Origin of the sequence: Micromonospora hortensis (assembly GCF_022230935.1) — a bacterium.
Classification (GTDB): domain Bacteria; phylum Actinomycetota; class Actinomycetes; order Mycobacteriales; family Micromonosporaceae; genus Micromonospora; species Micromonospora hortensis.
Map to the genome: position 1 here is coordinate 54,301 of NZ_JAKKFE010000005.1, position 22,959 is coordinate 77,259.

General features: G+C 73.6%; 23 protein-coding genes. 12 read left to right on the plus strand and 11 right to left on the minus strand.

What is annotated here, in order from left to right; genetic code table 11:
• Nucleotides 1-41: 41 nt before the first annotated feature.
• Entirely contained in the window at nucleotides 42-1,352 is a 1,311-nt protein-coding gene (locus NIE111_RS03015; RefSeq protein WP_238682922.1) for an MFS transporter, read from the plus strand.
• On the opposite strand, the gene NIE111_RS03020 is transcribed toward NIE111_RS03015, so the two are convergent.
• From NIE111_RS03020 to NIE111_RS03035, 4 genes are all read right to left on the minus strand, one after another.
• The gene (locus tag NIE111_RS03020; RefSeq protein ID WP_238682923.1) at nucleotides 1,307-1,570 is read right to left on the minus strand and encodes a hypothetical protein; all 264 of its coding nucleotides are present in this window, start codon (nucleotides 1,568-1,570) and stop codon (nucleotides 1,307-1,309) included. The two genes, NIE111_RS03015 and NIE111_RS03020, sit on opposite strands and share 46 nt — an antisense overlap.
• Before the next feature lie 111 nt (nucleotides 1,571-1,681).
• Complete coding sequence (locus NIE111_RS03025; protein WP_238682924.1) at nucleotides 1,682-2,143, minus strand: SRPBCC family protein; 462 nt, start codon at nucleotides 2,141-2,143, stop codon at nucleotides 1,682-1,684.
• A gap of 52 nt (nucleotides 2,144-2,195) precedes the next feature.
• Nucleotides 2,196-2,612 (minus strand): DUF2795 domain-containing protein, encoded by a 417-nt coding sequence (locus NIE111_RS03030; RefSeq protein WP_238682925.1) that lies wholly within the window; start codon nucleotides 2,610-2,612, stop codon nucleotides 2,196-2,198.
• 100 nt (nucleotides 2,613-2,712) lie between these two features.
• The gene (locus NIE111_RS03035) at nucleotides 2,713-3,702 is read right to left on the minus strand and encodes a YihY/virulence factor BrkB family protein (RefSeq protein ID WP_238682926.1); all 990 of its coding nucleotides are present in this window, start codon (nucleotides 3,700-3,702) and stop codon (nucleotides 2,713-2,715) included.
• A gap of 176 nt (nucleotides 3,703-3,878) precedes the next feature.
• Here NIE111_RS03035 and NIE111_RS03040 point away from each other — a divergent pair, with 176 nt between their 5' ends.
• Entirely contained in the window at nucleotides 3,879-4,280 is a 402-nt protein-coding gene (locus NIE111_RS03040; RefSeq protein ID WP_210785235.1) for a ChaB family protein, read from the plus strand.
• Between the two features lie 70 nt (nucleotides 4,281-4,350).
• On the opposite strand, the gene NIE111_RS03045 is transcribed toward NIE111_RS03040, so the two are convergent.
• Entirely contained in the window at nucleotides 4,351-5,784 is a 1,434-nt protein-coding gene (locus NIE111_RS03045; RefSeq protein ID WP_238682927.1) for an aldehyde dehydrogenase family protein, read from the minus strand.
• Nucleotides 5,785-5,856: 72 nt separating this feature from the next.
• On the opposite strand from NIE111_RS03045, the gene NIE111_RS03050 reads away from it, so the two are divergent.
• Nucleotides 5,857-7,497: a phytoene desaturase family protein gene (locus NIE111_RS03050; RefSeq protein WP_238682928.1), complete on the plus strand. Its 1,641-nt coding sequence runs from the start codon at nucleotides 5,857-5,859 to the stop codon at nucleotides 7,495-7,497.
• Nucleotides 7,498-7,602: 105 nt separating this feature from the next.
• On the opposite strand, the gene NIE111_RS03055 is transcribed toward NIE111_RS03050, so the two are convergent.
• From NIE111_RS03055 to NIE111_RS03065, 3 genes are all read right to left on the minus strand, one after another.
• Complete coding sequence (locus tag NIE111_RS03055; RefSeq protein WP_238682929.1) at nucleotides 7,603-8,370, minus strand: polyprenol monophosphomannose synthase; 768 nt, start codon at nucleotides 8,368-8,370, stop codon at nucleotides 7,603-7,605.
• A gap of 149 nt (nucleotides 8,371-8,519) precedes the next feature.
• Entirely contained in the window at nucleotides 8,520-9,521 is a 1,002-nt protein-coding gene (locus NIE111_RS03060) for an SDR family oxidoreductase (protein WP_238682930.1), read from the minus strand.
• Nucleotides 9,518-9,946, minus strand: a complete 429-nt coding sequence (locus NIE111_RS03065) for an SRPBCC family protein (protein WP_308193616.1) — start codon at nucleotides 9,944-9,946, stop codon at nucleotides 9,518-9,520. Before NIE111_RS03065 ends, NIE111_RS03060 begins: the two co-directional genes overlap by 4 nt.
• A gap of 174 nt (nucleotides 9,947-10,120) precedes the next feature.
• On the opposite strand from NIE111_RS03065, the gene NIE111_RS03070 reads away from it, so the two are divergent.
• Genes NIE111_RS03070 through NIE111_RS03105 form a run of 8 tightly spaced genes read left to right on the plus strand, consistent with a single transcriptional unit; the run spans nucleotide 10,121 to nucleotide 18,799 of the window.
• Nucleotides 10,121-11,797, plus strand: a complete 1,677-nt coding sequence (locus NIE111_RS03070) for an HAD-IIIA family hydrolase (RefSeq protein ID WP_238682932.1) — start codon at nucleotides 10,121-10,123, stop codon at nucleotides 11,795-11,797.
• Nucleotides 11,794-12,768: a glycosyltransferase gene (locus NIE111_RS03075; RefSeq protein WP_238682933.1), complete on the plus strand. Its 975-nt coding sequence runs from the start codon at nucleotides 11,794-11,796 to the stop codon at nucleotides 12,766-12,768. Before NIE111_RS03070 ends, NIE111_RS03075 begins: the two co-directional genes overlap by 4 nt.
• Nucleotides 12,753-13,970, plus strand: coding sequence for a glycosyltransferase (locus tag NIE111_RS03080; RefSeq protein ID WP_238682934.1), 1,218 nt, complete (start codon nucleotides 12,753-12,755; stop codon nucleotides 13,968-13,970). The genes NIE111_RS03075 and NIE111_RS03080 overlap by 16 nt, the downstream gene beginning before the upstream one ends.
• Nucleotides 13,970-14,683, plus strand: a complete 714-nt coding sequence (locus tag NIE111_RS03085; protein WP_372488272.1) for a D-sedoheptulose-7-phosphate isomerase — start codon at nucleotides 13,970-13,972, stop codon at nucleotides 14,681-14,683. The genes NIE111_RS03080 and NIE111_RS03085 overlap by 1 nt, the downstream gene beginning before the upstream one ends.
• 55 nt (nucleotides 14,684-14,738) lie before the next feature.
• Complete coding sequence (locus NIE111_RS03090; protein WP_372488275.1) at nucleotides 14,739-16,184, plus strand: PfkB family carbohydrate kinase; 1,446 nt, start codon at nucleotides 14,739-14,741, stop codon at nucleotides 16,182-16,184.
• Nucleotides 16,181-16,882 (plus strand): SDR family oxidoreductase, encoded by a 702-nt coding sequence (locus NIE111_RS03095; protein WP_210785226.1) that lies wholly within the window; start codon nucleotides 16,181-16,183, stop codon nucleotides 16,880-16,882. Before NIE111_RS03090 ends, NIE111_RS03095 begins: the two co-directional genes overlap by 4 nt.
• Nucleotides 16,879-17,832, plus strand: a complete 954-nt coding sequence (locus tag NIE111_RS03100; RefSeq protein ID WP_238682936.1) for a glycosyltransferase family 9 protein — start codon at nucleotides 16,879-16,881, stop codon at nucleotides 17,830-17,832. The genes NIE111_RS03095 and NIE111_RS03100 overlap by 4 nt, the downstream gene beginning before the upstream one ends.
• On the plus strand, nucleotides 17,816-18,799 hold the full coding sequence (locus NIE111_RS03105) for a DNA topoisomerase IB (protein ID WP_238682937.1): 984 nt from the start codon (nucleotides 17,816-17,818) through the stop codon (nucleotides 18,797-18,799). Before NIE111_RS03100 ends, NIE111_RS03105 begins: the two co-directional genes overlap by 17 nt.
• A gap of 155 nt (nucleotides 18,800-18,954) precedes the next feature.
• Here the strand turns inward: NIE111_RS03105 and NIE111_RS03110 are convergent, their stop codons facing one another.
• Together NIE111_RS03110 and NIE111_RS03115 are read right to left on the minus strand one after the other, a co-directional pair.
• Nucleotides 18,955-19,989, minus strand: a complete 1,035-nt coding sequence (locus tag NIE111_RS03110; protein ID WP_238682938.1) for a helix-turn-helix domain-containing protein — start codon at nucleotides 19,987-19,989, stop codon at nucleotides 18,955-18,957.
• Nucleotides 19,990-19,998: 9 nt separating this feature from the next.
• On the minus strand, nucleotides 19,999-20,760 hold the full coding sequence (locus NIE111_RS03115) for a TetR/AcrR family transcriptional regulator (RefSeq protein WP_238682939.1): 762 nt from the start codon (nucleotides 20,758-20,760) through the stop codon (nucleotides 19,999-20,001).
• A gap of 82 nt (nucleotides 20,761-20,842) precedes the next feature.
• Here NIE111_RS03115 and NIE111_RS03120 point away from each other — a divergent pair, with 82 nt between their 5' ends.
• Nucleotides 20,843-22,432, plus strand: coding sequence for an MFS transporter (locus NIE111_RS03120; protein WP_238683028.1), 1,590 nt, complete (start codon nucleotides 20,843-20,845; stop codon nucleotides 22,430-22,432).
• Here NIE111_RS03120 and NIE111_RS03125 read toward each other — a convergent pair.
• Nucleotides 22,422-22,925: a hypothetical protein gene (locus NIE111_RS03125; protein WP_238677252.1), complete on the minus strand. Its 504-nt coding sequence runs from the start codon at nucleotides 22,923-22,925 to the stop codon at nucleotides 22,422-22,424. The genes NIE111_RS03120 and NIE111_RS03125 overlap by 11 nt on opposite strands.
• Nucleotides 22,926-22,959: the final 34 nt, after the last annotated feature.

The following is a 22,959-nucleotide window of genomic DNA, read 5'->3' on the forward strand; positions in this document are numbered from 1 at the left end:
GCCGACGGCGCTAGGGTGCCCCTGCGGCAGGATGGTGTCTCGTGTCCACCGCGCCCGCGCGTCCCCGCGCAGCACTGCTCCTGCTGTCCTACCTCGCGTTCGTCAGTCTCGGCCTGCCCGACGGCCTGCTCGGCGTCAGCTGGCCCTCGATCCGAGGCGACTTCGACGTACCGACCGAGGCCGTCGGGTGGGTGCTCACCGCCGGCACCGTCGGCTATCTCACCTCCAGCGTGCTGGCCGGCTTCACGCTGGCCCGGGTCGGCGTGGGCGCCCTGCTCGCCGGCAGCACCCTGGTGGCCAGCCTGGCGCTGACCGGCTACTCGGTGAGCCCCGTGCTGGCGGTGCTGGTGGGCTGCGCGCTGCTGCTCGGGCTCGGCTCCGGCGCTGTCGACTCCGGGCTCAACGCGTACGCCGCCGGGGCCTTCGGGCCTCGCCACATGAACTGGTTGCACGCCTTCTTCGGCCTCGGCGTGGCCATCGGCCCGCTGATCATGACCGCGGTGCTGAGCGCCGGGCTGGCCTGGCGCTGGGGGTACGGCATCGTGGCCGCCGCCCAACTCGTCCTCGCCGTCGCGTTCGTGCTCACGGTGCGGGCCTGGCGCCGTGACGCCCCAGCCGGCACCGAAGCGGGCGCGGCGGTCCAGGGCGTGCCCGGCGCCACGGATTCCGGGCCGGCGTCGACCGTCCAGGTTCCGGTTCGGGACACGCTGCGGTTGCCGGCGGTCTGGTCGGGGTTGCTCGCCTTCGCGCTGTACGTGGCCATCGAGGTGTCCGCCGGCCTGTGGGCGTTCCTGCTGCTGACCGAGGGGCGCGGGCTCAGCGCGGCGTTGGCCGGCGGCTGTGTCTCCGCGTACTGGGGCAGTCTCTTCGTCGGCCGGGTCGTGCAGGGTCTGGTGGCCGAGCGCCTGGGGGCGGGGTTGGTGTTGCGGGCCAGCCTGGCCGGAATGGCCGTCGGCGCGGCGCTGATCGCCGTTCCCGGCCCGGCCGCCCTGGCGGTGCTCGGCCTTGTCGTTGTCGGTTTCGCCGCCGCGCCGGTGTTTCCGCTGCTCACCCTCACCACCGCCGAACGGGTCGGCGCGGCGCACGCGGACCGGGCCATCGGGATGCAGATCGGCGCCTCGGGCGTCGGCGCGGCGCTCGTCCCGGCCGGGCTGGGCGTGCTGATCGGCAACACGTCGGTGCAGGTGCTGGGCGCGGCCCTGCTGGTGCTCGCGCTGGCGCTGATCGCGCTCTACGAGTGGGGTGCCCGTCGCTCGCCCGGCCGGCCCACCGGGCGGCCGGCGCCCAGTCAGCCCGGCGGGGAGGGTCAGCCCGCGTCCGGGCCGGTCCGCCCGGTGGTGGACGGGCGGTAGCGGCGCTCCGGATCGGTGTCCTCCCGGCTGTTGCCCTGGGCCTGCCCCTTACGGTCGTCCGCTGCCGGCCCGTGCCCGAACGTCGCCTCTTCCCCCGCGTCGTTGCCGGTCACGTCGTCGGCCTGCCCGTCGAGGCTGGAGCTGGCCACGGCCTGCTCCAGCTCTTCCAACGGAAGCCGTTCCTCGTCCCGCCACACCCTGATGTTGTCGTCGGTCATGTCTTCAGCGGTACCCGGGCGCGATGATCGCAAACGGTGGTGTGCGACAAGGCTCGGATACGGCGATGGCCGCCGGGAATCCCGGCGGCCATCGCAGGTCACTGCTCACCGTCACGGCTGCGGACGGTCCACCTGTCCGCGCCAGGCGCCGGTCTCCTGACCACGCCGCTCGATGTAGGTCTTGAACCGTTCCAGGTCGCCCTTGGCCCGTCGGTCGACGATGCCGAGCTTGTCGCCGGCCTGCTCGACCACGCCGTGCGGCTCGAACTCGAGCTGCAGGGTGACCCGCGTCTTGTCCTGGTCCAGTCGGTGGAAGGTCACCACGCCGGCCTGCTGGGTGCCGTCGGTCGAGCGCCAGGCGACCCGCTCGTCGGGGAGCTGTTCGGTGATCTCCGCGTCGAACTCGCGCTTCACACCGGCGATGTCCACGGTCCAGTGGGTCATCGTGTCGGAGAGCTGCCGGACCTCCTGCACACCCTCCATGAACTCGGGGAACTGCTCGAACTGCGTCCACTGGTCGTACGCGGTGCGTACGGGTACGGAAACGTCCACATGTTCGGTAACGCCACTCATCGGGGAACCTCCTTCAGCCACTGGTGGATTGCCGGATCGGGGGCGATCCTGGTCACCAGCGAGTTGTCTCGTTCTTGTTGCCCAGCGCCGCCCACACCTCGGAGACCGTCTGGTAGACGGTGCCCTCGGGCAGCCGTTCCAGCGACGCCACGATGTCGTCCGGCGCCTCGTTCTCACGGGCGCTGGCAATGAGCACCAGACGGTCGCCCGGCAGCGCGCTCATCGAGATGAACCGGCCGAGCCGGCTGCGCTGCTCGACGTCCGTAGAGCTCATGCCCTGCGGGGTGCCGGTGCGCAGGTCGCCGGCCGGGGCGGTGGTCGTCTCCGGCTGGTCCTCGCCAGCCGGTTCCGGCACCCGCGACTCGTCGACCCGAGAGCCACCGGTCCCCGGCCCCTGTACGAGGCCGCTGACCTCCTGACTCATCTGTTCGTCGATCCTCGGTCCGTGCTTGCTGTTGCCACGCTCCATGCCTTCTGCGCTACCCGGCACCTCACCCGATAAACCGGCACCGGGCCACGAACCGGCCCTCGGTCCGGCGGCGAACCGGACACCGGTGCCGAACGGAGGCCTACTCGTCGGCGGGCTTGCGGGGCGGCAGCACCGGCTCGTCCGGGTCCGGGTCGCCGGCCTGCAACTGCCGCCCGCGCTGCACCTCGGCGTTGATCTGCACGCCCAGCATCAGCGCCGAGTTGGACAGGTAGAGCCAGACCAGGAACGCGATGGCCGCCCCGAGGCTGCCGTAGGTGGTGTTGTACGAGCTGAAGTTGGCCACGTAGAGGCCGAAGCCGAAGGAGGCCGCCGCCCACGAGATCAGGGCCACCGCGCCGCCGGGGGTGAGCCAGCGAAACCGGGGCTGGCGCACGTTCGGCGCGATCCAGAACAGCAGCGACAGCAGCGCCATCATGATCATGGCGAGGACCGGCCACTTCGCCACGCTCCACGTCGTGCGGGCCAGGCCGCCGGCGTTGACCAGGTCGCCGACCGCATCGGTGACCGGCCCACTGACGATCAGGCCCAGGGCGACGACCGCGAGCAGCACCAGCGTGACCGCCGCCAGACCGATCTGTAGCGGCCGAAGCTTCCACACCGGGCGGCCCTCGGTCACCCCGTAGACGGCATTGGAGGCGCGGGTGAACGCGCCGATGAAACCCGACGCGGACCAGAGCGCGCCGAGCAGGCCGAAGCTCAGCAGCAGCTTGGGGTTGCTCTGGTCGAGCACCACGGTCTGGAGCACGCCGACCACGCCGCCCTCGTCGTTGGTCAGCACCGAACCGGCGCCCACCTGGTTGGCAAGGTCGACCACAGTGTCAAGGGTCCGCTCCCCGTCAGAGACCAGACCGACCAGCGCCACCACCACGATGGCGGACGGAAAGAGCGCCAGCACCCCGTAGTAGGTCAGCGCCGCGGCCCAGTCGGAGCAGTTGTCGTTGACGAAGTTCTGGACGCTGCGGACCAGCACCCCGCGCCAGGTCCGCCAGCTCAACTGCCGCATCCGTCGGGGCACCCCCCGGGTGCCCGGTGTGCCGTCGAGCGTCGTACCGGGCTCCGTGGTCGTCATGCCCGCTCCCTGCGCCCCGGCCGCCGGATGACCGGTCGTCCGGTCTGGCCTGGCCCGGCGGTACCCGGATGGTGAAATCGACAAACCCACCCGGTACCCGACCGCCGCCGCTATGGTTTGCCGCCCGGTCACCGGGGAACGGTCACAGTGACCCTGTCGACACGGAGGAGGACGAGATGCCCGGGCGCGAAGACCTGCCCAGCACGCTGCGGCGCTCCCCGGAGAAGGCGCAGCGCACCTGGGAAAAGACGCACGACTCGGCGGTCGAGACCTACGGCGAGGGGGAGCGGTCACACCGCACCGCCTTCGCCGCCGTGAAGCATCAGTTCGAGAAGGTGGGCGACCACTGGGAGCCGAAGGGCCGCAAGGGCCCCAGCGACCAGCAGGCCGCCGGCGGCGGGCCGGAACGACGGGCGCCCACCGCCGGTGGCGTGGACGCCAACGCCACCAAGGACCACCTGATGTCGGTGGCCCGCAAACTCGACGTGCCCGGTCGGTCGAGCATGACCAAACCGGAGCTGGTCACGGCCATCGAGAAGGCCAACGACCGCGCCACCCGCAAGGCCCGCGGCGACTGATCGCCGCCGCACCGGAGCACAACCGACGCGGTACGGGCGGACGCGCCACCCCTGCGTCCGCCCGCGCCGTTCACCAGTGCCCGCCCCCCGGCGCCTCGATGTGCACTGCCTTCGTGGCGGTGAACTCGTCCAGCAGTTCCGGGCCGTACCCGAAGCCCTGTCCGCTGGCCCGGCGCGGGTGCGCGGCGCCCCCCGGCGCACCCCCGAACACCGCGTTGACCTTGACCGTGCCCACCGGCAGCTCCCGCCAGGCCCGCTGCGCGTGACTCATCGACGGGGTCAACACAGTGGCGGCCAGCCCGTACGGGGAGTCCGCCGCGCAGCGCAGCGCCTCGTCGAACGAGTCGACGACCACCACCGGGGCGACCGGCCCGAACGTTTCCTCCCGGACCAGCGGCATGTCGTGGCGGCAGTCGGTGACGACGGTGGCCGGGTAGAACGCCCCCGGCCCGTCCGGGACCTCACCGCCCACCAGCACCCGTGCGCCGTCCGCCAGCGCGGCCGCCACCTGCCCGTGCACGTGGTCCCGGTGCCGCCGGTCGACCAGCGGGCCCAGCTCGGTGTCCGGGGCCCGGCCCGGTCCGACCCGCAGCGCCGCGGCGCGTCGGACCAGCGCGGCCACGAAGTCGTCGGCCACCTCCCGGTGCACGTAGAGCCGCTCCACCGCCACGCAGATCTGCCCGGCGTTGGCGAACGCGCCGAGCGCGGCCTGCTCCGCCGCCCACTCCGGGTCGACGCCCGCGTCCACGATCAGCGGGTCGCTGCCGCCGTTCTCCAGGAGCACCTTCGCCCCGGTCCGGGCCGCCGCGGCGGCGATCGCCCGCCCGGTCGCTGTGGAACCCACGTGGGCCACCACGTCGACGTCCTGCGCCGCCAGCGCCGCACCCACCTCCGGTCCGCCGGTGAGCAGTGACAACACCCCGGCCGGCAGAGCCTGGTCCAGCGCCCGGGCCAACAGCCAACCCGTCGCCGGTGTCCGTTCGCTCGGCTTGTAGAGCACCACGTTCCCGGTCACCAGGGCAGCGCCGAGCAGTCCACAGGAGACCGCCACCGGGTCGTTCCAGGGGGTGATCGCCGCGACCACGCCGCGTGGCTGTGGGGTGAGGAAGTCCAGCGCGTCGGTGTCGCCGTTCAGCGTGCGCCCGCCGCGCAGCGGCGCCAGTTCCGCATACTGTCGCAGGGTGCCGATCCCCGCCTCGACGCCGCCGCGGGCGTCCGCCAACGGCTTGCCCATCTCCGCGGTCACCGCAGCCGTCAACTCCTCGATGACCGCCTCCACCGCGTCCGCGGCCCGGTGCAGGGCCGCCGCCCGTTCCGCCGGGGCGGTCGCCGCCCACTGGGACGCCGCGTTGCGGGCCGCCTGGGTCGCCTTGCCCACCTCGTCGGCAGTGGCCACCGGCACCGTGCTCACCGGCGCGTCGTCCGCCGGATCACGCACGACCAGTTCGCCGCCGTCGCCACCCGCACCCCACACCCCGCCCACCAGCTGCGCAACCGTGTACATGTGGCGTTGGATGCCCCGGCCCCGACGAGGCAAACGCGTTTCGCCCGGTTGCGCGCCGGGTAGGCGGATCCGATGACAACCACCACCGCGCAGAGCGCGGACGCCGTCATCGTCGGCGCCGGGCACAACGGCCTGGTGGCGGCCAACCTGCTGGCCGACGCCGGCTGGGACGTGGTGGTGCTGGAGGCGACAGCGGTGCCCGGCGGCGCGGTCCGCTCCGCCGAGGTCACCGCGCCCGGCTACCTCAGCGACCTCTACAGCTCGTTCTACCCCCTCGGGTACGCCTCACCGGTGCTGGGCGGCCTGGACCTGGGTCGACACGGGCTGTCCTGGCGGCACTCGCCGGACGTGCTGGCGCACCTGCTGCCGGACGGTCGAGCCGCGGTGATCAACCGGGATCCGGACGTCACGGCCGCGTCGCTGGAGCAGTTCGCCCCCGGGGACGGTAAGCGCTGGCTCAACGCGTACACCGACTGGCTCGACGTGGCCGAGCCGATGCTGGAGGCGATCACCTCGCCGTTCCCGCCGGTACGCGGCGGGCTGGGTCTCCTGCGTCGGTTGCGCGTCGCCGGCGCGCTGCGACTCGCGCGGCGCCTGGTCGTACCGGTCCGCAAGCTCGGCGACGAACTCTTCGACGGTCCCGGCGGGCCGGCCCTGCTGGCCGGCTGTGCCCTGCACACCGACCTCTCCCCGGAGGAGGCCGGCTCCGGGGTGTACGGCTGGCTGCTGGCCATGCTCGGCCAGCAGGTCGGCTGGCCGGTCCCCGACGGTGGCGCGCAGCGGATCACCAACGCGCTGGTGGATCGGCTGCAGGCGCGCGGCGGGACGATCATCTACGGTGCCCGGGCCGATCGGGTGCTCACCGCCCGGGGCCGGGCGATGGGGGTCCGGACCGTCGGCGGCGCGCTGTGGCGGGCCAGGCGGGCAGTGCTCGCCGACGTGCCGGCGCCGGCGCTCTACCTCGACCTGGTCGGCGCGGCGGCACTGCCGTCCCGGCTGGTGGAGGACCTGGCGCACTTCCGGTGGGACGGCTCCACGCTGAAGGTGGACTGGGCGCTCTCCGCGCCGGTGCCCTGGACGAACCGGCAGTTGGCCGGCGCCGGCACCGTGCACCTCGGCGCGGACCTGAACGGACTCACCCACTACGCCAGCGAGTTGGCCCGTGGCGAGCTGCCCCGCGACCCGTTCCTGCTGGTGGGGCAGATGTCGGTGGCGGACCCGAGCCACTCCCCGCCGGGTACCGAGTCGCTCTGGTCGTACACCCATCTGCCGTTCCGGCGAAACTGGCGGGCCGAGGAGGTAGCCGGGCACGTGCAGCGGATGGAGGACGTGCTGGAGGCGGCGGCCCCGGGTTTCCGAAGCCTGATCGTGGGCCGACACGTGGCCGGACCGGCCGACCTGGAGAAGGGCAACCCGAGCCTGGTCGGTGGCACGCTCGGCGGCGGGACCGCCGCCGCGTACCAGCAGCTCTTCCTGCGCCCGATCCCTGGCCTGGGCCGGGCGGACACTCCGGTGGACCGGCTCTTCCTGGCCAGCGCGTCGGCGCACCCCGGCGGCGGTGTGCACGGCGCGCCGGGCGCGAACGCGGCCCGCGCCGCGCTGGCCCGCGACCGCGCGCTCACCGGCCGCGCCTACGCCGCTGCCATTTCCACCGCCCACCGCGCCATCTACCCCGACCAACCCACCGCCCCGCCCCCGCTCGGCTCTCGGTGATCAAGAGATTTGCGTCAGATCTGCCGGCGCTGACGACGCAAACCTCTTGATCACCCGGGTGGGGGGGCGGGTGGGGGTGGGAGGGGGGTGGGGCGGGGTTTGGGGTTAGCGGGTGATGTTGCGGTGTTTGCTGCGGAGGCGGAAGGGCATGAGCGCGCTCTCCACCTTGGTCGCGGTGGTCATCTTGGAGACACCGTCGCGCCGCTCCTCGAAGCGGATCGGCACCTCCAGGATGGTGTGCCCCAGCTTGGTGGCGAGGTAGTGCATCTCCACCTGAAAGCTGTAGCCGTTGGACTGCACGCGCTCCAGGTCGATGTCGCGCAGGGCTTCGGCCTGCCAGATCTTGAAGCCGGCGGTGAGGTCCCGGATGCGTACCCGTAGCAGGGTGTGTACGTAGAGGTTGGCCCAGCCACTGAGCGCCCGGCGGTAGAGCGGCCAGTTCTCGTCCAGCTCGCCGCCGGGCACGTACCGGGAACCGATCACCACGCTGGCCTGGGTGGAGAGCAGCGCGCCGAGCATCCCCGGCAGCGCCTCGGGCGGATGCGAGAGGTCGGCGTCCATCTGCGCCACGTACTCGGCGCCGCCCTCGATCGCCCGGGTCATCCCGTCCACGTACGCCCGGCCGAGGCCCTCCTTGCCGGCGCGGTGCACGACCTCGATCCGGTCGGGGTGCTCGATGGCCAGCTTGTCGGCCACCTCCCCGGTGCCGTCGGGGGAGTTGTCGTCGGCGACGAGGATGCGCAGCCCCGGCAGCGGCAGTGCGAGCAGTCGCTCGACCAGCGTCGGGAGGTTGCCCGCCTCGTTGTACGTGGGCACGACGACGGTCAGGCGTGCGTCCCGCCACGGCGACGGCAACTGCACCGGCTTGATCATGTCGGTCATCCTCGGTTTGCGGACAAGGGTCATGGAAAGGGTATCTAGTTCCCGGATTCGGTCGGAGGGAGGCACCCCTTTCGGGCGTTGCGGACCCTCGCCGCCTACCGGGCGCGGGTGTCTAGGCCCTGGTCAAGGGCTTGTGCTGGTCAGCGCCGTCGGCGAGCGACAGCGCTGAGGGCGAGCGCCGCGACGGCGAGCGCGACACCGGAGAGCGCCGGTTTGTGCGTGCCGACCCAGAGCGCCGCGGAACGGTCACGCGCCTGTTCGCGGAAAACACCCGCCGTGCCCCGGTCCGTGTCCGCGTCGCCGGGGTGATCCAGATTGTCTCGCCAGGTCGCTGGATCGATCTTCTGGCCGGTCTGCTGGCTGTCGTAACCGTCGCGGGCCAGCTTGCGGTCCAGCAGGCCGGGGAACAGGGCGTCGCCCACCCGGGCCTGCCAGGTCGGGCCACCCACGTTCAGCTCCCTGGTGCCACGGTCGGCGGCCCAGAGGATGGCCCGAGCGGCCAGTTCCGGCGTGAAGATCGGCGGCACCGGCTGCGGATGCCGGGGCAGCCGGGTGCGGACCCAGGAGAACTGCGGCGTGTTGACGGCGGGCAGCTGCACCATCGACAACTTCACCGCCGGGCAGTCGTGCAGCAGCTCGGCACGCAGCGAGTCGTTGAACCCCTGGACGGCGTGCTTGCTGGCGCAGTACGCCGACTGGAGCGGGATTCCCCGGTAGGCCAACGCCGAGCCCACCTGCACGATCGTGCCCCGCCCGTGCGCCCGCATGTGCCGCAGCGCGGCGAGGGTGCCGTGCACGGTGCCCAGGTAGGTGACCTCGGTGACCCGACGGAACTCCCTCGCCGGAATCTCCCAGGCCGGCGCGAACACCGACGCCATCGCGTTGTTGATCCACACGTCGATGCCGCCCCAGCGGTGCACCACGTCGTCGGCGGCCTGCTGCACCGCGCCCGCGTCGGCCACGTCCACCCGGTACACCCGAACGTCGGTCGCGCCGCGCAGCCGGCACTCCCGCTCGGCGGCGGCCAGACCCGCCTCGCCCCGAGCCAGCAGCGCCAACCGGGTGCCGCGTGCCGCGTACGCGTGGGCGACGGCCCGGCCCACGCCGGCGCTCGCGCCGGTCACCACGACGGTCCGGGTCACGAGGCCCCCTTCTGTCGGGTGGCGATGTCGGCGAGCCGGTCCAGCGTCTCCCGGTTCCGGAGGTGCAGCACCAGATCGTTGATCTTGTTGTGGACCCACCGCAGCGGGCCAGCCGCGAAGTCCTCCCCGAGGCGCACCCGGGTGGCGCTGTCGCCGACCGGCTCCAGGGTGAAGGCCACTATCGCCTCGCCCGCCGGCCAGAGCCCGGCCTTGAGCACGAGCCGGTGCGGCGGCTCGCAGACCAGCACCGTCGAGGCGTCCTGCAAGGAGAGCGGCCACGGCCCGGCACGGTGGTGCAGTTGGCTGCCCACCCGGGGCCAGGCGTCGTCCACGTCCCGCATGTGCGCCGTGCCGACCACCCAGTCGCTGTACGTCCATCCGTCCGCGAGCACGTCGAACACCTGCTGGGGGGAAGCGTCGATCACTTTCTCCACAATCGCCACCGGGATCCCATACCCGGAGCACGGCACGGGCTAACAGCTGACCGGGTTAGCTTCTCTCAGACGGCGGGTAAGGCCGACCCGGGGCATCGCTGGCGGCGCTGGCCCACCCCCTCGACGACGACGTTTACTCCTCGGGGCGCAGGGAACCCGCCGGCTGTGCGACAGGACCAGGAGGATCCGTATCAGCGCAGGTCAGCCCAGGTGTACGCCGCTGCTGACCGCGCCGGTTCCGGGTCTGTCGCAAGCCCGCGAGCGGTGCTCTACGACGCGGTGCTGCTGGACCGCGACGGCACCCTGATCGAGGACGTGCCGTACAACGGCGACCCGGAGAAGGTGCGGCCGGTGCCGGGCGCGCGGGCGGCGCTGGACCGGCTGCGCGCGGCCGGGCTGCGGCTGGCGGTCGTCACGAACCAGTCGGGCCTGGCCCGGGGTTACTTCACCGGTGAGCAGATGCGGGCGGTGCACGCCCGCGTCGAGGAGCTGCTGGGCCGGTTCGACGCGTGGCTGGTCTGCCCACACGACGACGCCGACGGCTGTGGCTGCCGCAAGCCGGCGCCGGGCCTGGTGTACGCCGCCGCCCGCGAGCTGGGCACGACGCCGTCCCGCTGCGTACTCGTGGGCGACATCGGCCGGGACGTCGGCGCCGCCATGGCCGCCGGGGCCGCCGGGGTGCTGGTGCCCACCCCGGTGACCCGACCGGAGGAGGTCGCCGCCGCCGGATGGGTGGCCACCGATCTGCCGGCGGCGGTGGCGGAGATCCTGCGCCGCCAACAGGCCGTGCAGCCCTCGAACCCGCCCACCGAACCGGTGCGGACGGCACTCGTGGTCCGCTCGGACTCGGCCGGTGACGTGCTGGTCACCGGCCCGGCGATCCGCGCCGTCGCGGCCGGAGCGGAGCGGGTGGTGCTGCTGTGCGGGCCGCGCGGTCGGGCCGCCGCCAACCTGTTGCCCGGCGTCGACGAGATCATCGAGCATCCGCTGCCGTGGATCGACCCCGACCCGGGGCCGGTCGACCCGGAGGCGATGCGGAGCCTGTCCGCGCGGCTGGGCGCGGTCGGCGCGGACCAGGCGGTGGTGTTCACCTCGTTCCACCAGTCCGCCCTGCCGCTGGCACTGCTGTTGCGGATGGCGGGGATCGACCGGATCGCGGCGATCAGCGACGACTATCCGGGCTCGCTGCTGGACATTCGGCACCGGGTGCCGGTGGGCGTGCCCGAACCCGAACGTGCCCTCTCCCTGGCCGCCGCCGCGGGCCACCGGCTGCCCGACGGCGACGAACCGGTCCTGCGGCTCCGCCGGGACGCCGTGCCGCCGCGTCCGGCCGACCTCGGCGATCCGGGGTACGTGGTGCTGCACCCCGGGTCGGCCGCGTCGAGCCGCGCCTGCCCGCCGGAGGTGGCCACCCGGATCGTCGGGGCGCTGGCCGACGCCGGGCACCGGGTGCTGGTCACCGGCGGCCCGCACGAGCGCGCGGTCACCGCGCGGGTCGCCGCGGCCGGCGGCACCGACCTGGGCGGCCGCACCGACCTGGCCGGGCTGGCCGCGATCGTCGCGGACGCCAGCGCGGTAGTGGTCGGCAACACCGGGCCCGCGCACCTGGCGGCTGCCGCCGGTGTGCCGGTGGTGAGTCTCTTCGCGCCGACCGTCCCGTTCGGCCAGTGGGGGCCCTACCGGGTGCCCACCGTCCGGCTCGGCGACGCCGCCGCTCCGTGCCGGGACACCCGGGCGGCCAGTTGCCCGGTCCCCGGGCACCCCTGCCTCAGCGGCGTCGACCCGGGCGACGTGGTCGACGCGCTCCGGACCCTCGCCGTCAGTGGTGGTGGCGGCCGATGAACATCCTGCTCTGGCACGTGCACGGCTCCTGGACCACGTCGTTCGTGCACGGCGGCCATCGCTACCTGATTCCCACCACACCCGACCGTGGCCCGTACGGCCTCGGCCGGGCCCGCACCTACCCGTGGCCGGACAGCGCGGTCGAGGTCAGCCCGGAGGAACTGCCCAGCGCTGACGTCGACATGGTCATCCTGCAACGCCCCGAGGAGATCGACCGGGCCGAGCAGTGGCTTCGTCGCCGCCCCGGCCGCGACCTTCCCGCGATCTACGTCGAGCACAACACTCCCAAGGGCGACGTGCCGAACACCCGCCACCCGATGGCCGACCGCGACGACCTGCTCATCGCCCACGTCACCGGGTTCAACCAGATCTTCTGGGACACCGGCGCCACCCGCACCACAGTGGTCGACCACGGCATCGTCGCCCCCTCCGCGTCCTACACCGGCGAGCTGGACCGACTCGCCGTGGTGATCAACGAGCCGGTACGGCGAGGTCGGGTCACCGGCACCGACCTGCTGCCCCAGTTCGCCGAGATCGCGCCGCTGGACGTGTTCGGCATGGGTGTCGCCGGCCTGGCCGACCACCTCGGACTGCCCGCCGACCGGCTGACCAGCCACGACGACGTGCCCCAGGAGCGGATGCACGCCGAACTGGCCCGGCGGCGGGCGTACCTGCACCTGTGCCGGTGGACCTCCCTCGGGCTGAGCCTCATCGAGGCGATGTCGATCGGCATGCCGGTCGTCGCGCTCGCCACCACCGAGGCGGTGATGGCGGTGCCCCCGGAGGCGGGGGCGCTCGCCACCCGGACCGACACCCTGCTCGACGCCGCCCGCCGGTTCATCGCCGAACCGGCCACCGCGCGGCAGGCCGGAGCGGCGGCGCGAACCGCCGCGCGCGACAGGTACGGCCTCGACCGTTTCCTCGCTGACTGGGACCGGCTGCTGGAGGAGGAAGTATGCGGATCGCGATGATCTCGGAGCACGCCAGCCCGCTCGCCGTCCTCGGAGGGGAGGATGCCGGCGGCCAGAACACGCACGTCGCGGAGCTGTCCGCCGCGCTCGCCGCCGCCGGGCACGAGGTGCGGGTCTACACCCGCCGCGACGCGCCCGACCTGCCGGTGACCGTTCGCAGCCCGGACGGGTACGACGTGGTGCACGTGCCGGCCGGCCCGGCCGAGCCGGTGGCCAAGGACGCGCTGCTGCCGCACATGCGGGAGTTCAGCACCTGGCTGATCGAGCGCTGGCGCGGCGGCGACTGGGTGCCCGAGGTGATCCACGCGCACTTCTGGATGAGCGGTCTGGCCGGGCTGACCGCCGGCCGGCAGGCCGGGGTGCCGGTGGTGCAGACGTACCACGCGCTGGGCACTGTGAAGCGCCGCTACCAGGGGGTACAGGACACCAGCCCGGCCCGACGGGTCTCCTACGAGCGGGAGCTGGGCCGCTCGGTGGACCGGATCGTCGCGCAGTGCCGCGACGAGGTGGGCGAGCTGGTCCGGATGGGTGTGCCCCGGTCCCGGATGACAGTGGTGCCCTCGGGGGTCAACCTCGCCACCTTCGCCCCGCTCGGGCCGGCAGCCGACCGGGAACCGGGACGGCCCCGCATCCTCACAGTGGGTCGGCTGGTCGAGCGCAAGGGCTTCCAGACCGTGATCCGCGCGATGGCGCTGGTCCCGGACGCCGAGTGCCTGGTCGTCGGCGGCCCACCCGAGGGGCTGTTGGAGACCGACCCGTACGCCCGCCGGCTGCGGGCCCTCGCCGAGTCGTGCGGGGTGGCCGACCGGGTGCACCTGGTCGGCGCGGTGCCCCGGGAGGAGATGGGCCGCTGGTACCGTTCGGCGGACCTGCTGGTGGCGGCGCCCTGGTACGAGCCGTTCGGGTTGACCCCGCTGGAGGCGATGGCCTGTGGGGTGCCGGTCGTCGGCACTGCCGTGGGCGGCATCCGGGACACAGTTGTCGACGGGACGACAGGTGACCTCGTGCCGGCCCGGGACCCGCGCGCGCTGGCCACCGCGATCCAGGGGCTGCTCGACGACCGGATCAGGCGTTTCGCGTACGCGACGGCGGCGCGTGAGCGGGCCCGGGAGCGGTACTCGTGGGCGGCCACCGCCGAGCGGCTGGTCGAGGTCTACAGCGAGGTGGCCGCCGTGCGCCGGCCGACCCGGGTGGTGGCCTGATGCCGACGGGCAGCCTGCTCGACACCCACCTGACGAATCTCGCGGCGGCGCTGGTGCCGTACCGACTGTGTGAGCGACAGTTGGCGCGCTGGGGGGCGGACCTGGCCCACCGGCTGGCGGCCGGGGGGCGCCTGCTGGTGGCCGGCAACGGCGGCAGCGCCGCCGAGGCCCAGCACCTCACCGCCGAGCTGGTCGGCAAGCTGCACGACGACCGTCAGCCGTTGTCCGCGATCGCGTTGCACGCCGAGACGAGCGCGCTCACCGCCATCGCCAACGACTACGGCTACACCGACGTGTACGCCCGCCAGGTGCGCGCCCACGGCCGCCCGGGCGACGTCCTGCTCTTGCTGAGCACCAGCGGAACCAGCCCCAACCTGGTCGCCGCCGCGCAGGCGGCCCGCGATGTCGGGGTGACCACCTGGGCGCTCACCGGCGCCGCCCCCAATCCGCTCGCCGACGCCTGCGACGACGTGCTGGCCGTCGCGTCCCCGGACACCCAGGTCGTCCAGGAGCTGCACCTGGTGACCAGTCATCTGCTCTGCGAGTACCTCGAACAGGAGTTGCCCGCCGCGCTGGCGGCGGTCGCCGATCCGGCGGTCGTCCACCCCGTGCCCGGGGAGCCCGCACCGGCCGGTCGGCTGCCTGCCGCGCCGGTACGCACCGGGGTCGAGGTGGTGCTCGACGGCGGGCCCGGACAGCAGGTCGACGCGTGAGCCGGACAGCAGGTCGACGCGTGAGGATGAGGAGGCAAGCGTGAGGGGACCGGTGGTGGTGCTCGGGGACACCCTGCTCGACCGGGATGTGGAAGGTGTGGTGAACCGGCTCTGCCCGGACTCCCCGGTGCCGGTGCTCGACGAGACCGTGGCCACCGACCGACCGGGGGGCGCCGGGCTGGCCGCGGTGTTCGCCGCCGCGCAGGGCGCCGAGGTGGTGCTGGTGACCGCGCTCGCCGACGACGCCGGCGGGGCCCGGCTGAGCGCTCTGCTCGCCGCCGCCGGGGTGCAGGTGTACCCACTGGCCCTCTCCGGCGCGACGCCGGAGAAGATCCGGCTGCGGGCCCGGGGGCGGGTGCTGCTGCGCCACGACCGGGGCGGCACGTCCGGGGAGCCGGGTCAGCCCTCCGACGAGGTGCTCCGGGTGATCGCCGCGGCGTCGGCGGTGCTGGTCAGCGACTACGGCCGAGGGGTGGCCCGGCAGCCCGCGCTGCGCGAGGCGTTGGCCGCCACCCGCGCGCCGGTGGTGTGGGACCCGCATCCGCGCGGCCCGGCGGCCGTGCCCGGCGTACACCTGGCCACCCCGAACGAGTCCGAGGTGCGCGAGCTGGTCCCCGCGCTGCCCGGCGCCTCCCGACTGGCCACCGCGTCCCGGGGCGCCCAGGGGCTACGGCGGCGCTGGCGGGCCGGCGCTGTCGCCGTGACGCTGGGCGGTGACGGCGCGCTGCTCTGCCACGCCGGGTCGACGCCGCTGGTGGTGCCGACGCCGGGTAGCGCCGAGGGGGACACCTGCGGCGCCGGCGACCGGTTCGCTGCGGCGGCCAGCCTCGCGCTGGCCCAGGGCGCGCTGGTCTCCGAGGCGGTGCAGGTGGCGGTCGCCGAGGCGTCCGCGTACGTGGCCGGTGGGGGAGTGGCCACGGCGCTGCCTCCGTCGGCGCCTACGGTGCGGGCCAGGAGCGCGCCGGGGCCGCGAGCCCTCCAGCCGGTACCACGAGGTGCTGCGCTGGCCGACCGGGTGGGAGTCGCCGCCGTGGCCACGCTCCTGGGTGAGGTACGCGCCGCGGGTGGCACTGTGGTGGCGACCGGCGGTTGCTTCGACCTGCTGCACGCCGGGCACGTGGCCACCCTGGAGGCGGCCCGGCAGCTCGGCGACTGCCTGATCGTCTGCCTGAACTCCGACGCCAGCGTGGCCGGGTTGAAGGGGCCGGATCGGCCGGTGCAGTCCGAAGGCGACCGGGCCCGGCTGTTGGCCGCCCTGAGCTGCGTCGACGCGGTCCTCATCTTCGACGAGCCGACCCCGGAGACGGCGTTGTCCTGGGTACGCCCCGACGTGTGGGTCAAGGGCGGCGACTACGCCACCGGCGGTGGGGACGAGAGCGCCACGCTGCCGGAGGCGGAGGTCCTGCGCCGCTGGGGTGGGAACACGGTGGTGGTGCCCTATCTGGATGGTCGTTCCACCACCGACCTGATCGTCCGCACGCTCGCGGAGCGGACCCGATGACCGCCACGCGGCCCGGCGCCGGGCCCACCGTCCTGGTCACCGGCGGCGCCAGCGGCCTCGGCGCAGCGGTGGTCGCCGCCGTGGCCGCCTCCGGTGGCCGACCGCTCGTGCTGGACCGGCAGCCGCCGGCCGACGGGGTGTCCTGGACCGAGTGCGACCTGGCCGACACGCGAGCCGCCGAGGTGGCCACCCAGCACCTCGCCGAGCAGGCCGGTGGTCTGGACGCCGTGGTGACCGCCGCCGGCACCGACGTGCCGGGCCGACTCGCCGACCTGCCCGGGGAGACCTGGGACCGGATCGTCGCCGTCGACCTGCTGGCCACCGCGGCGGTGATCCGGGCCGCGCTGCCGTTCCTGCTGACCTCCCGGGGCCGCATCGTCACCGTCGCCTCCACCCTGGGCGTCAAGGCGGTCAGCGACGCCACCGCGTACTGCGCGGCGAAGTTCGGCGTGGTGGGGTTCACCCGAGCCCTCGCCGCCGAGCTGGCCGGTCAGGTCGGCGTCACCCTGCTCATCCCGGGTGGGATGCGCACCGCGTTCTTCGACGAACGTGACCCGCAGTACAAGCCGGGGCCGGACGCGAACCTCAACGAGCCCGCCGACACCGCCGCCGCGATCATGTTCGCGCTCAACCAGCCGCCCGGTTGCGCGGTGCGCGAGATGGTGGTCTGCGCCGAGCAGGAGACCTCGTACCCGTGATCCTCGTGCTGCGCGCCCTCGGCGTCGGCGATCTGGTGACCGCGGTGCCCGCGCTGCGGGCGCTGCGGGCCGCGTACCCGTCGCGGGAGCTGACGCTCGCCGCGCCCGGCTGGCTGGCCCCGCTTGTCGACCTGGTCGGTGGCGTCGACCGGCTGGTGGACACCGCAGGGCTGGATCGCCCTCTCCGGGTGGGGTCGGCCCCGCGGGTCGCTGTCAACCTGCACGGGCGCGGCCCGCAGTCGCACCGGCTGCTCACGGCCACACGGCCCGGTCGGCTGCTCGCCTTCGCCAGCCCGGACGCCGGCTGCGCCGACGGCCCGCGCTGGGCCGCCGACGAGCACGAGGTGGACCGGTGGTGCCGGCTGCTGTCCTGGTACGACATCCCGGCCGACCGCGCCGACCTCAGCCTGCGTCGACCCGCTTCGGCAGGGCTGCCCAGTGGTGTCACAGTGCTGCACCCGGGCAGCAAGATCCCGGCCAAGCGGTGGCCCGCCGAGCGGTTCGCCGCGTTGGCCCGGGCACTGACCGACAAGGGACACCGGGTGCTGCTCACCGGCTCGGCCGACGAACGGGCGTTGGCGGCCCGGGTGGCCGAGGCGGCGGGCTTGAGTTCGGAGACCGTGCTGGCCGGCCGGACCGACCTCGGCGCGCTCGCCGCGCTGGTGGCCGACGCCCGGCTGGTGGTCAGCGGGGACACCGGGGTCGCCCACCTGGCCACCGGGTACGGCACCCCGTCGGTCGTCCTCTTCGGGCCGGTGCCACCGGCGCACTGGGGGCCACCACCGGACCGGCCACGACACCGCGTGCTCTGGGCCGGCGAGGCGGATTGGCCCAGGTGGGATGGGGTAGGAAGCCACCCGACAATGGCGGCTCTGCACCTCGACGAGGTGCTGGCCGCCGTGGCCGAGGTGGAGAGGGTGGTGCGGGTCTCCGGTGCGGTTGCGGCGTAGCGACCCGGGTCGACCGGGGTACGGACGGCGTCGGCGCGGACGGGGTTGGCTCTTCCTCGACCCGTCCGGGGCTCCGGTGCGGGATCCGGATGTCCTGACCCGGCTGCGGGAGTTGGTCATCCCGCCGGCCTGGCAGGACGTGTGGATCGCGCCGCATCCGAACGGGCACATCCAGGCGATCGGGATCGACGCGGCCGGACGCAAGCAGTACGTCTACCACCCGCGGTGGCGGGAGAAGCAGGACGAGGCGAAGTTCGACCACATGCTGGAGGTGGCCCGGCGGCTGCCGGCGCTGCGCGAACGGGTGGGGCGCGACCTGGACGGCCGTGGACTGGGCCGGGACCGGGTGCTGGCGACGGTGACCCGCCTGCTGGACATGGGGATGTTCCGGGTCGGCAGTGACCAGTACGCGAACGGCGACGACCCGACGTACGGGGTGTCCACCCTGCGCCCCGAGCATGCCCGGTCCCGGCGCGGCTGCGTGGTGTTCGTGTTTCCCGCGAAGGGGGGCATCGAGCAGGTACGCCGGATCGAGGACCCGGAGCTGTGCCAGGTGCTGGTGAATCTGCGCCGTCGCCGGCGATGGGCGGACCGGCTGTTCGGCTACTGGGACGGCCGGGAGTGGCGCGACGTGCGCAGCGACGAGGTCAACGGATACCTGCGCGACGCCAGCGGTGGGGAGATGACCGCGAAGGACTTCCGTACCTGGCACGCCACTGTGCTCGCGGCCACCGAGTTGGCCACCGCCGGTCCGGCCCGCTCGGTGACCGCCCGGCGTAAGGCGGTGGTCGCCGTGATGCGTGAGGTGGCGGAGCTGCTGGGCAACACACCGACGGTGGCGCGGGCGTCCTACGTGGACCCACGGGTGGTCGACCTCTACCACGACGGGGTGGTGGCGTCGGTGGATCCGCAGACGCCTCGCGAGGAGGCGGAACAGGTCGTCCTGAAGCTGCTGGAGGGGGCCTGACCGGCCCCGTCGGCGGTCCTGGGGGGAAGCGCGACGGGGCCGGAGCCTCGGGCGTCAGCGGGGTGCCACCGGGCGGCCGCCCGCCGCTCGCGCGGCGGGCGCCTCGCCACGGCCCCCGTTGGCGGCAGACCAGTGACGGCCGGCCGCGTTGGGTGTCAGTCTGCCGGCAGCGAGTTGACAGTGGACGCCTGGCGGTTGACGATCCGCGCCAAATCCGAGCCACTGTCGCGGTGGTCCTGCGGGGTGGTGCCGTACGCGGCCCGGAATGCCCGGCTGAAGTGGGCCTTGTCGGGGAACCCCCACCGCGCCGCGACGGTCTGCACGGGCTGATTGCGCAGCGCCGGGTCGGTCAGGTCGCGCCGGCACCGGGCGAGCCGCAGATCCCGGATGTACGACGCCACAGTGGCGTCCTCGGCCTCGAACAACCGGTGCAGGGACCGCACCGAGATGTGGTGGGCGTCGGCGACGACCTGCGGGCCGAGCGTCGCGTCGCCGAGGTGGCGGTGGATGTACGACTGCACCTGGGTGAGCAGCGCGCGGCGGCGGACCTCGGTGGGTACGGCGTCCTCGGCGACGAGGTGCCGGCCGAGCATGGTGGTGGCCAGGTCGAGCCCCACCGCGCCGAGCCGGCTGGCGTCGGCGGCATGGTACTGCTCGGGGTGCCCTGTCACCTGGAGCAGGAACTGCGCCAGCAGCGCCCCGATCCCCTCGCTGCCGGACATCTGGCCCCCGTAGAGCGCGGCCATCCGCTGTGGTGTCAGTGGCAGGGCGGAGTGCGGGATCATCGTGACGATCGAGCTGGCCTGGTCCCGGTCGGGCTCGGTGGCGTGGTGACAGACGTCGTGCGGCCGGGACGCGTCGTAGAAGGTGAAGTTGCCGGCCAGAATCTCGCTGCGGCGGCCGCCCTGGCTGGACGTGCCGATGCCGCCGGTGGTGAGGGCGAGGATGTACAGCTCCGGGTCGGCCTGACGGACCAGCTTCGGGGTCCGGGTGGCATCCAGGGACGGGTATTCGTACTGCACCAACTGGATCGGGCCGAGCGCTATGAAGTCGGCGCGGGCGGCGAAGTCGTCGGTGTGCGCGGACTGCATGCGCAGCGGCACCGAGGTGCGCGCCACCAGGTCCAGCCACATGCCGAACCGTTCGCCCGGTGGCAGGACCCTGGTGTCGATGGTGTCTCTCGGCAGCATGGAACTCCCTCAGCCCGTTCGGCGGCGGATCAGCGCCTCGACGCCGTCGAGGATCCGGTCCAGGCCGAAGGTGAACTCGTCGTCGGGGTCGTCGTCCTGGGCGAGCACGCCGGCGCTCAGCACCCGGTGTAGCGCGGGGAAGCGGGCCGGGTCGATGAGTCGGGCCACCAGCCGGCCGTACGCCGGCATCATCTCGCTGGGCTCGACGCCGGCCGCCCGGCTGCCCTCGGCGACCTGCGAGGTGAGGGTGGCCTCGTTGCGGACGTACCCGGTGATCAGCAGGAGCACCGACATCTTCTCGCCCTCGCCGAGCGCGGTGCCGTCGAGGCAGCGCAGCCCGTCCTCCATCCAGCCGAGCTGCTGCGGGGTGATCGGTGGGCCGCTGATCGGCACGTGCAGCAGCCAGGACCGTTGCCGCAGTGCCTCGTGCTCGGCCCAGGCCCACCGGGTGAGGGCGGCGCGCCAGTCGTCCTCCGGCGCGGGCGGTCCGGGGGGTGGCCCGTACCCGGTGTCCACCATGAGCATGAGCAGCTCGTCCTTCGAGCCGACGTACCGGTAGAGGGCCATGGTCGCGGCGCCCAACTCCTTGGCCACGCGGCTCATCGAGACGGCCGCCAAGCCGTCGGCGTCGGCCACGCGTACGGCGGCGTCCACGATGGTGGGCACGCTCATTCCCGGCCGGGGGCCCTTGGGTGGTCGCTCCCGTAGCCCCCACGCGCTCTCGATGGACGCCGGGAGCACGGGCCCGCTGTCGTCTGTCTTCGCCGCCACATTTCCTCCTTGCCCCGCCATCCTAGTTCTGCGTATGGTCTACGCATAACAGCGTACGACATACGCAGAAGGGGAAGTGACCATGATGATCACCACCACACCGGCACCGCGAGCGGGCCGGCGGGAGTGGATCGGGCTCACGGTGCTGATGCTGCCGCTGCTCCTGGTCTCGATGGACGTGTCGGTGCTCTACTTCGCCGTCCCGTTCATCAGCGCGGAGTTGCGCCCCACCGCCACCGAGCAACTGTGGATCTTCGACATCTACGGCTTCGTGCTGGCCGGGCTGCTCATCACCATGGGCGCCCTGGGTGACCGGATCGGCCGACGCCGGCTCCTGCTGATCGGCGCCATCGCGTTCGGGGCGGCGTCGCTGCTGGCCGCGTACGCCGACAGCACCGCGACGCTGATCGCCGCGCGTGCCGTGCTCGGCGTCGGTGGGGCCACCCTGATGCCCTCGACGCTCGCCCTGGTGCGCAACATGTTCCACGACGCCAAGCAGCGCGGCACCGCCATCGCCATCTGGACCGCCACCCTCACCGGCGGCATCGCGATCGGCCCGGTGCTCAGCGGCATCCTGCTGGAGCACTTCTGGTGGGGCTCGATCTTCCTCATCAACATCCCGGCGATGCTGATGCTGCTCCTGCTCGCCCCCCTCCTGGTGCCCGAGTTCCGCAACCCGGCGACCGGGCGGTTCGACCTGGTCAGCGCCGCACTGTCGCTCGGCGCCCTGCTGCCGGTGATCTACGGCATCAAGGAGATGGCCCGCGACGGCCTCAGCCCGGTGCGGGTGCTCGCCATCGTCGGCGGTCTGCTGGTGGGGGCGCTGTTCCTGCACCGGCAGCGGACCCGGGCGTACCCGATGGTCGACCTCGCGCTGTTCCGCCGTCGCGGCTTCGCCGGGTCGCTCGCTGTGAACCTGCTGGCGATGTTCGCCATCGTCGGCTTTGCCATCTTCACCACCCAGCACCTCCAGTTGGTGCTCGGCCTGAGCCCGCTGCGGGCGGCGCTGTGGAGCCTCGTGCCGTCCCTCGCCGTGGGTGGAATCGTGCCGGCCGCCGCCGCCCTCGCCCAGCGCGTCGAACGGGCGTACCTGATCGGTGCGGGGTTCGGGATCGCCGTGGTCGGCTTCGTGGTCCTGACCCGGGTCACGCCGGAGACGCCGCTGTGGCTGCTGCTCGTCGGCGTCAGTGTCTACGCGGGTGGCCTGGTGATGGTGATGTCCCTCGTCACCGAGCTGGTCCTCGGCGCGGCGCCGCCGGAGCAGGCCGGTGTCGCGTCGGCGCTGACCGAGTCCAGCAGCGAGCTGGGCGGTGCGCTGGGAATGGCGATCCTGGGCAGCGTGGGCGCGGCGGTCTACCGCCGCGAGGTCGTCGACGGCCTGCCGGCCGGACTGCCCGCCGACGCCGGAGCCGCGGCCGAGGAGACCCTGGCCGGTGCGCTCGCGGTCGCCCAGGGGCTGCCGGCGGAGCTGGCCGACGCCGTGCGGCACGCCGCCGCTGTCGCGTTCACCGACGGGCTGCACCTGGCCGCGTACGCCGCCATGGCGGTGATGCTGCTGGGCGCGGTCACCGCGCTGGTCGGGCTGCGCGGCGTCCGACCGGCCGACTCCACGGCGCTCGCCGTCGAGCCGACCGGTCCGGCCGACACGTCGCTGTCGTCGGTCAGTCGATGAGTACGTGCGCGAGCCGGTCGCGGAAACGCCGCTCGGAGTCGCTGACCGACTCGCCGCCGATGCCCAGCAGCCCACCGCTGGACGCGGCGCCCACCACCTGCTCGGCGATCTTCACGAGCCAGTGCTTGTACGCGCCGGCCTCGCCCTCGTCGACCCGCGCGGCCAGCAACGCGCCGGCCTCGCCGGCCCGCAGCAGCACGTCGTCGATGTACGCCCCGGGGTCGGCGGGCGCGATGGCCGGCAACTCCTCGCCGGTGTCCGGGTCACCGACCCGGGTGACGATCTCGCCGGCCACGGCGGCGACCAGCGGGCTGGCCGACTCCCGGCCGGCGGCGATGGTCTCCAGCCCGGCCGCGTTCTCCGCCATGGTCCGGCGGGTGCCGTCGGACTCGGCGGCGCTCGCCGCGGTCAGCACCGACTGCGGCAGGCCGACCAGCAACCCCCACTCCTCGTCGGAGAAACCGAACCCGGTGTACGCCGGCTGCTCGATCACGACAACGCCCCTTCCGCCCTGCTCTGCTTGGTCA

Coding starts and splice junctions, on each gene's coding strand:
- NIE111_RS03020 (WP_238682923.1), bottom strand. CDS start 1,570: ATGACCGACGACAACATCAGGGTGTGGCGGGACGAGGAACGGCTTCCG.
- NIE111_RS03075 (WP_238682933.1), top strand. CDS start 11,794: ATGAACATCCTGCTCTGGCACGTGCACGGCTCCTGGACCACGTCGTTC.
- NIE111_RS03085 (WP_372488272.1), top strand. CDS start 13,970: ATGCCGACGGGCAGCCTGCTCGACACCCACCTGACGAATCTCGCGGCG.
- NIE111_RS03040 (WP_210785235.1), top strand. CDS start 3,879: ATGCCCGGGCGCGAAGACCTGCCCAGCACGCTGCGGCGCTCCCCGGAG.
- NIE111_RS03055 (WP_238682929.1), bottom strand. CDS start 8,370: ATGATCAAGCCGGTGCAGTTGCCGTCGCCGTGGCGGGACGCACGCCTG.
- NIE111_RS03110 (WP_238682938.1), bottom strand. CDS start 19,989: ATGCTGCCGAGAGACACCATCGACACCAGGGTCCTGCCACCGGGCGAA.
- NIE111_RS03035 (WP_238682926.1), bottom strand. CDS start 3,702: ATGACGACCACGGAGCCCGGTACGACGCTCGACGGCACACCGGGCACC.
- NIE111_RS03030 (WP_238682925.1), bottom strand. CDS start 2,612: ATGGAGCGTGGCAACAGCAAGCACGGACCGAGGATCGACGAACAGATG.
- NIE111_RS03025 (WP_238682924.1), bottom strand. CDS start 2,143: ATGAGTGGCGTTACCGAACATGTGGACGTTTCCGTACCCGTACGCACC.
- NIE111_RS03045 (WP_238682927.1), bottom strand. CDS start 5,784: ATGTACACGGTTGCGCAGCTGGTGGGCGGGGTGTGGGGTGCGGGTGGC.
- NIE111_RS03120 (WP_238683028.1), top strand. CDS start 20,843: ATGATGATCACCACCACACCGGCACCGCGAGCGGGCCGGCGGGAGTGG.
- NIE111_RS03080 (WP_238682934.1), top strand. CDS start 12,753: ATGCGGATCGCGATGATCTCGGAGCACGCCAGCCCGCTCGCCGTCCTC.
- NIE111_RS03050 (WP_238682928.1), top strand. CDS start 5,857: ATGACAACCACCACCGCGCAGAGCGCGGACGCCGTCATCGTCGGCGCC.
- NIE111_RS03095 (WP_210785226.1), top strand. CDS start 16,181: ATGACCGCCACGCGGCCCGGCGCCGGGCCCACCGTCCTGGTCACCGGC.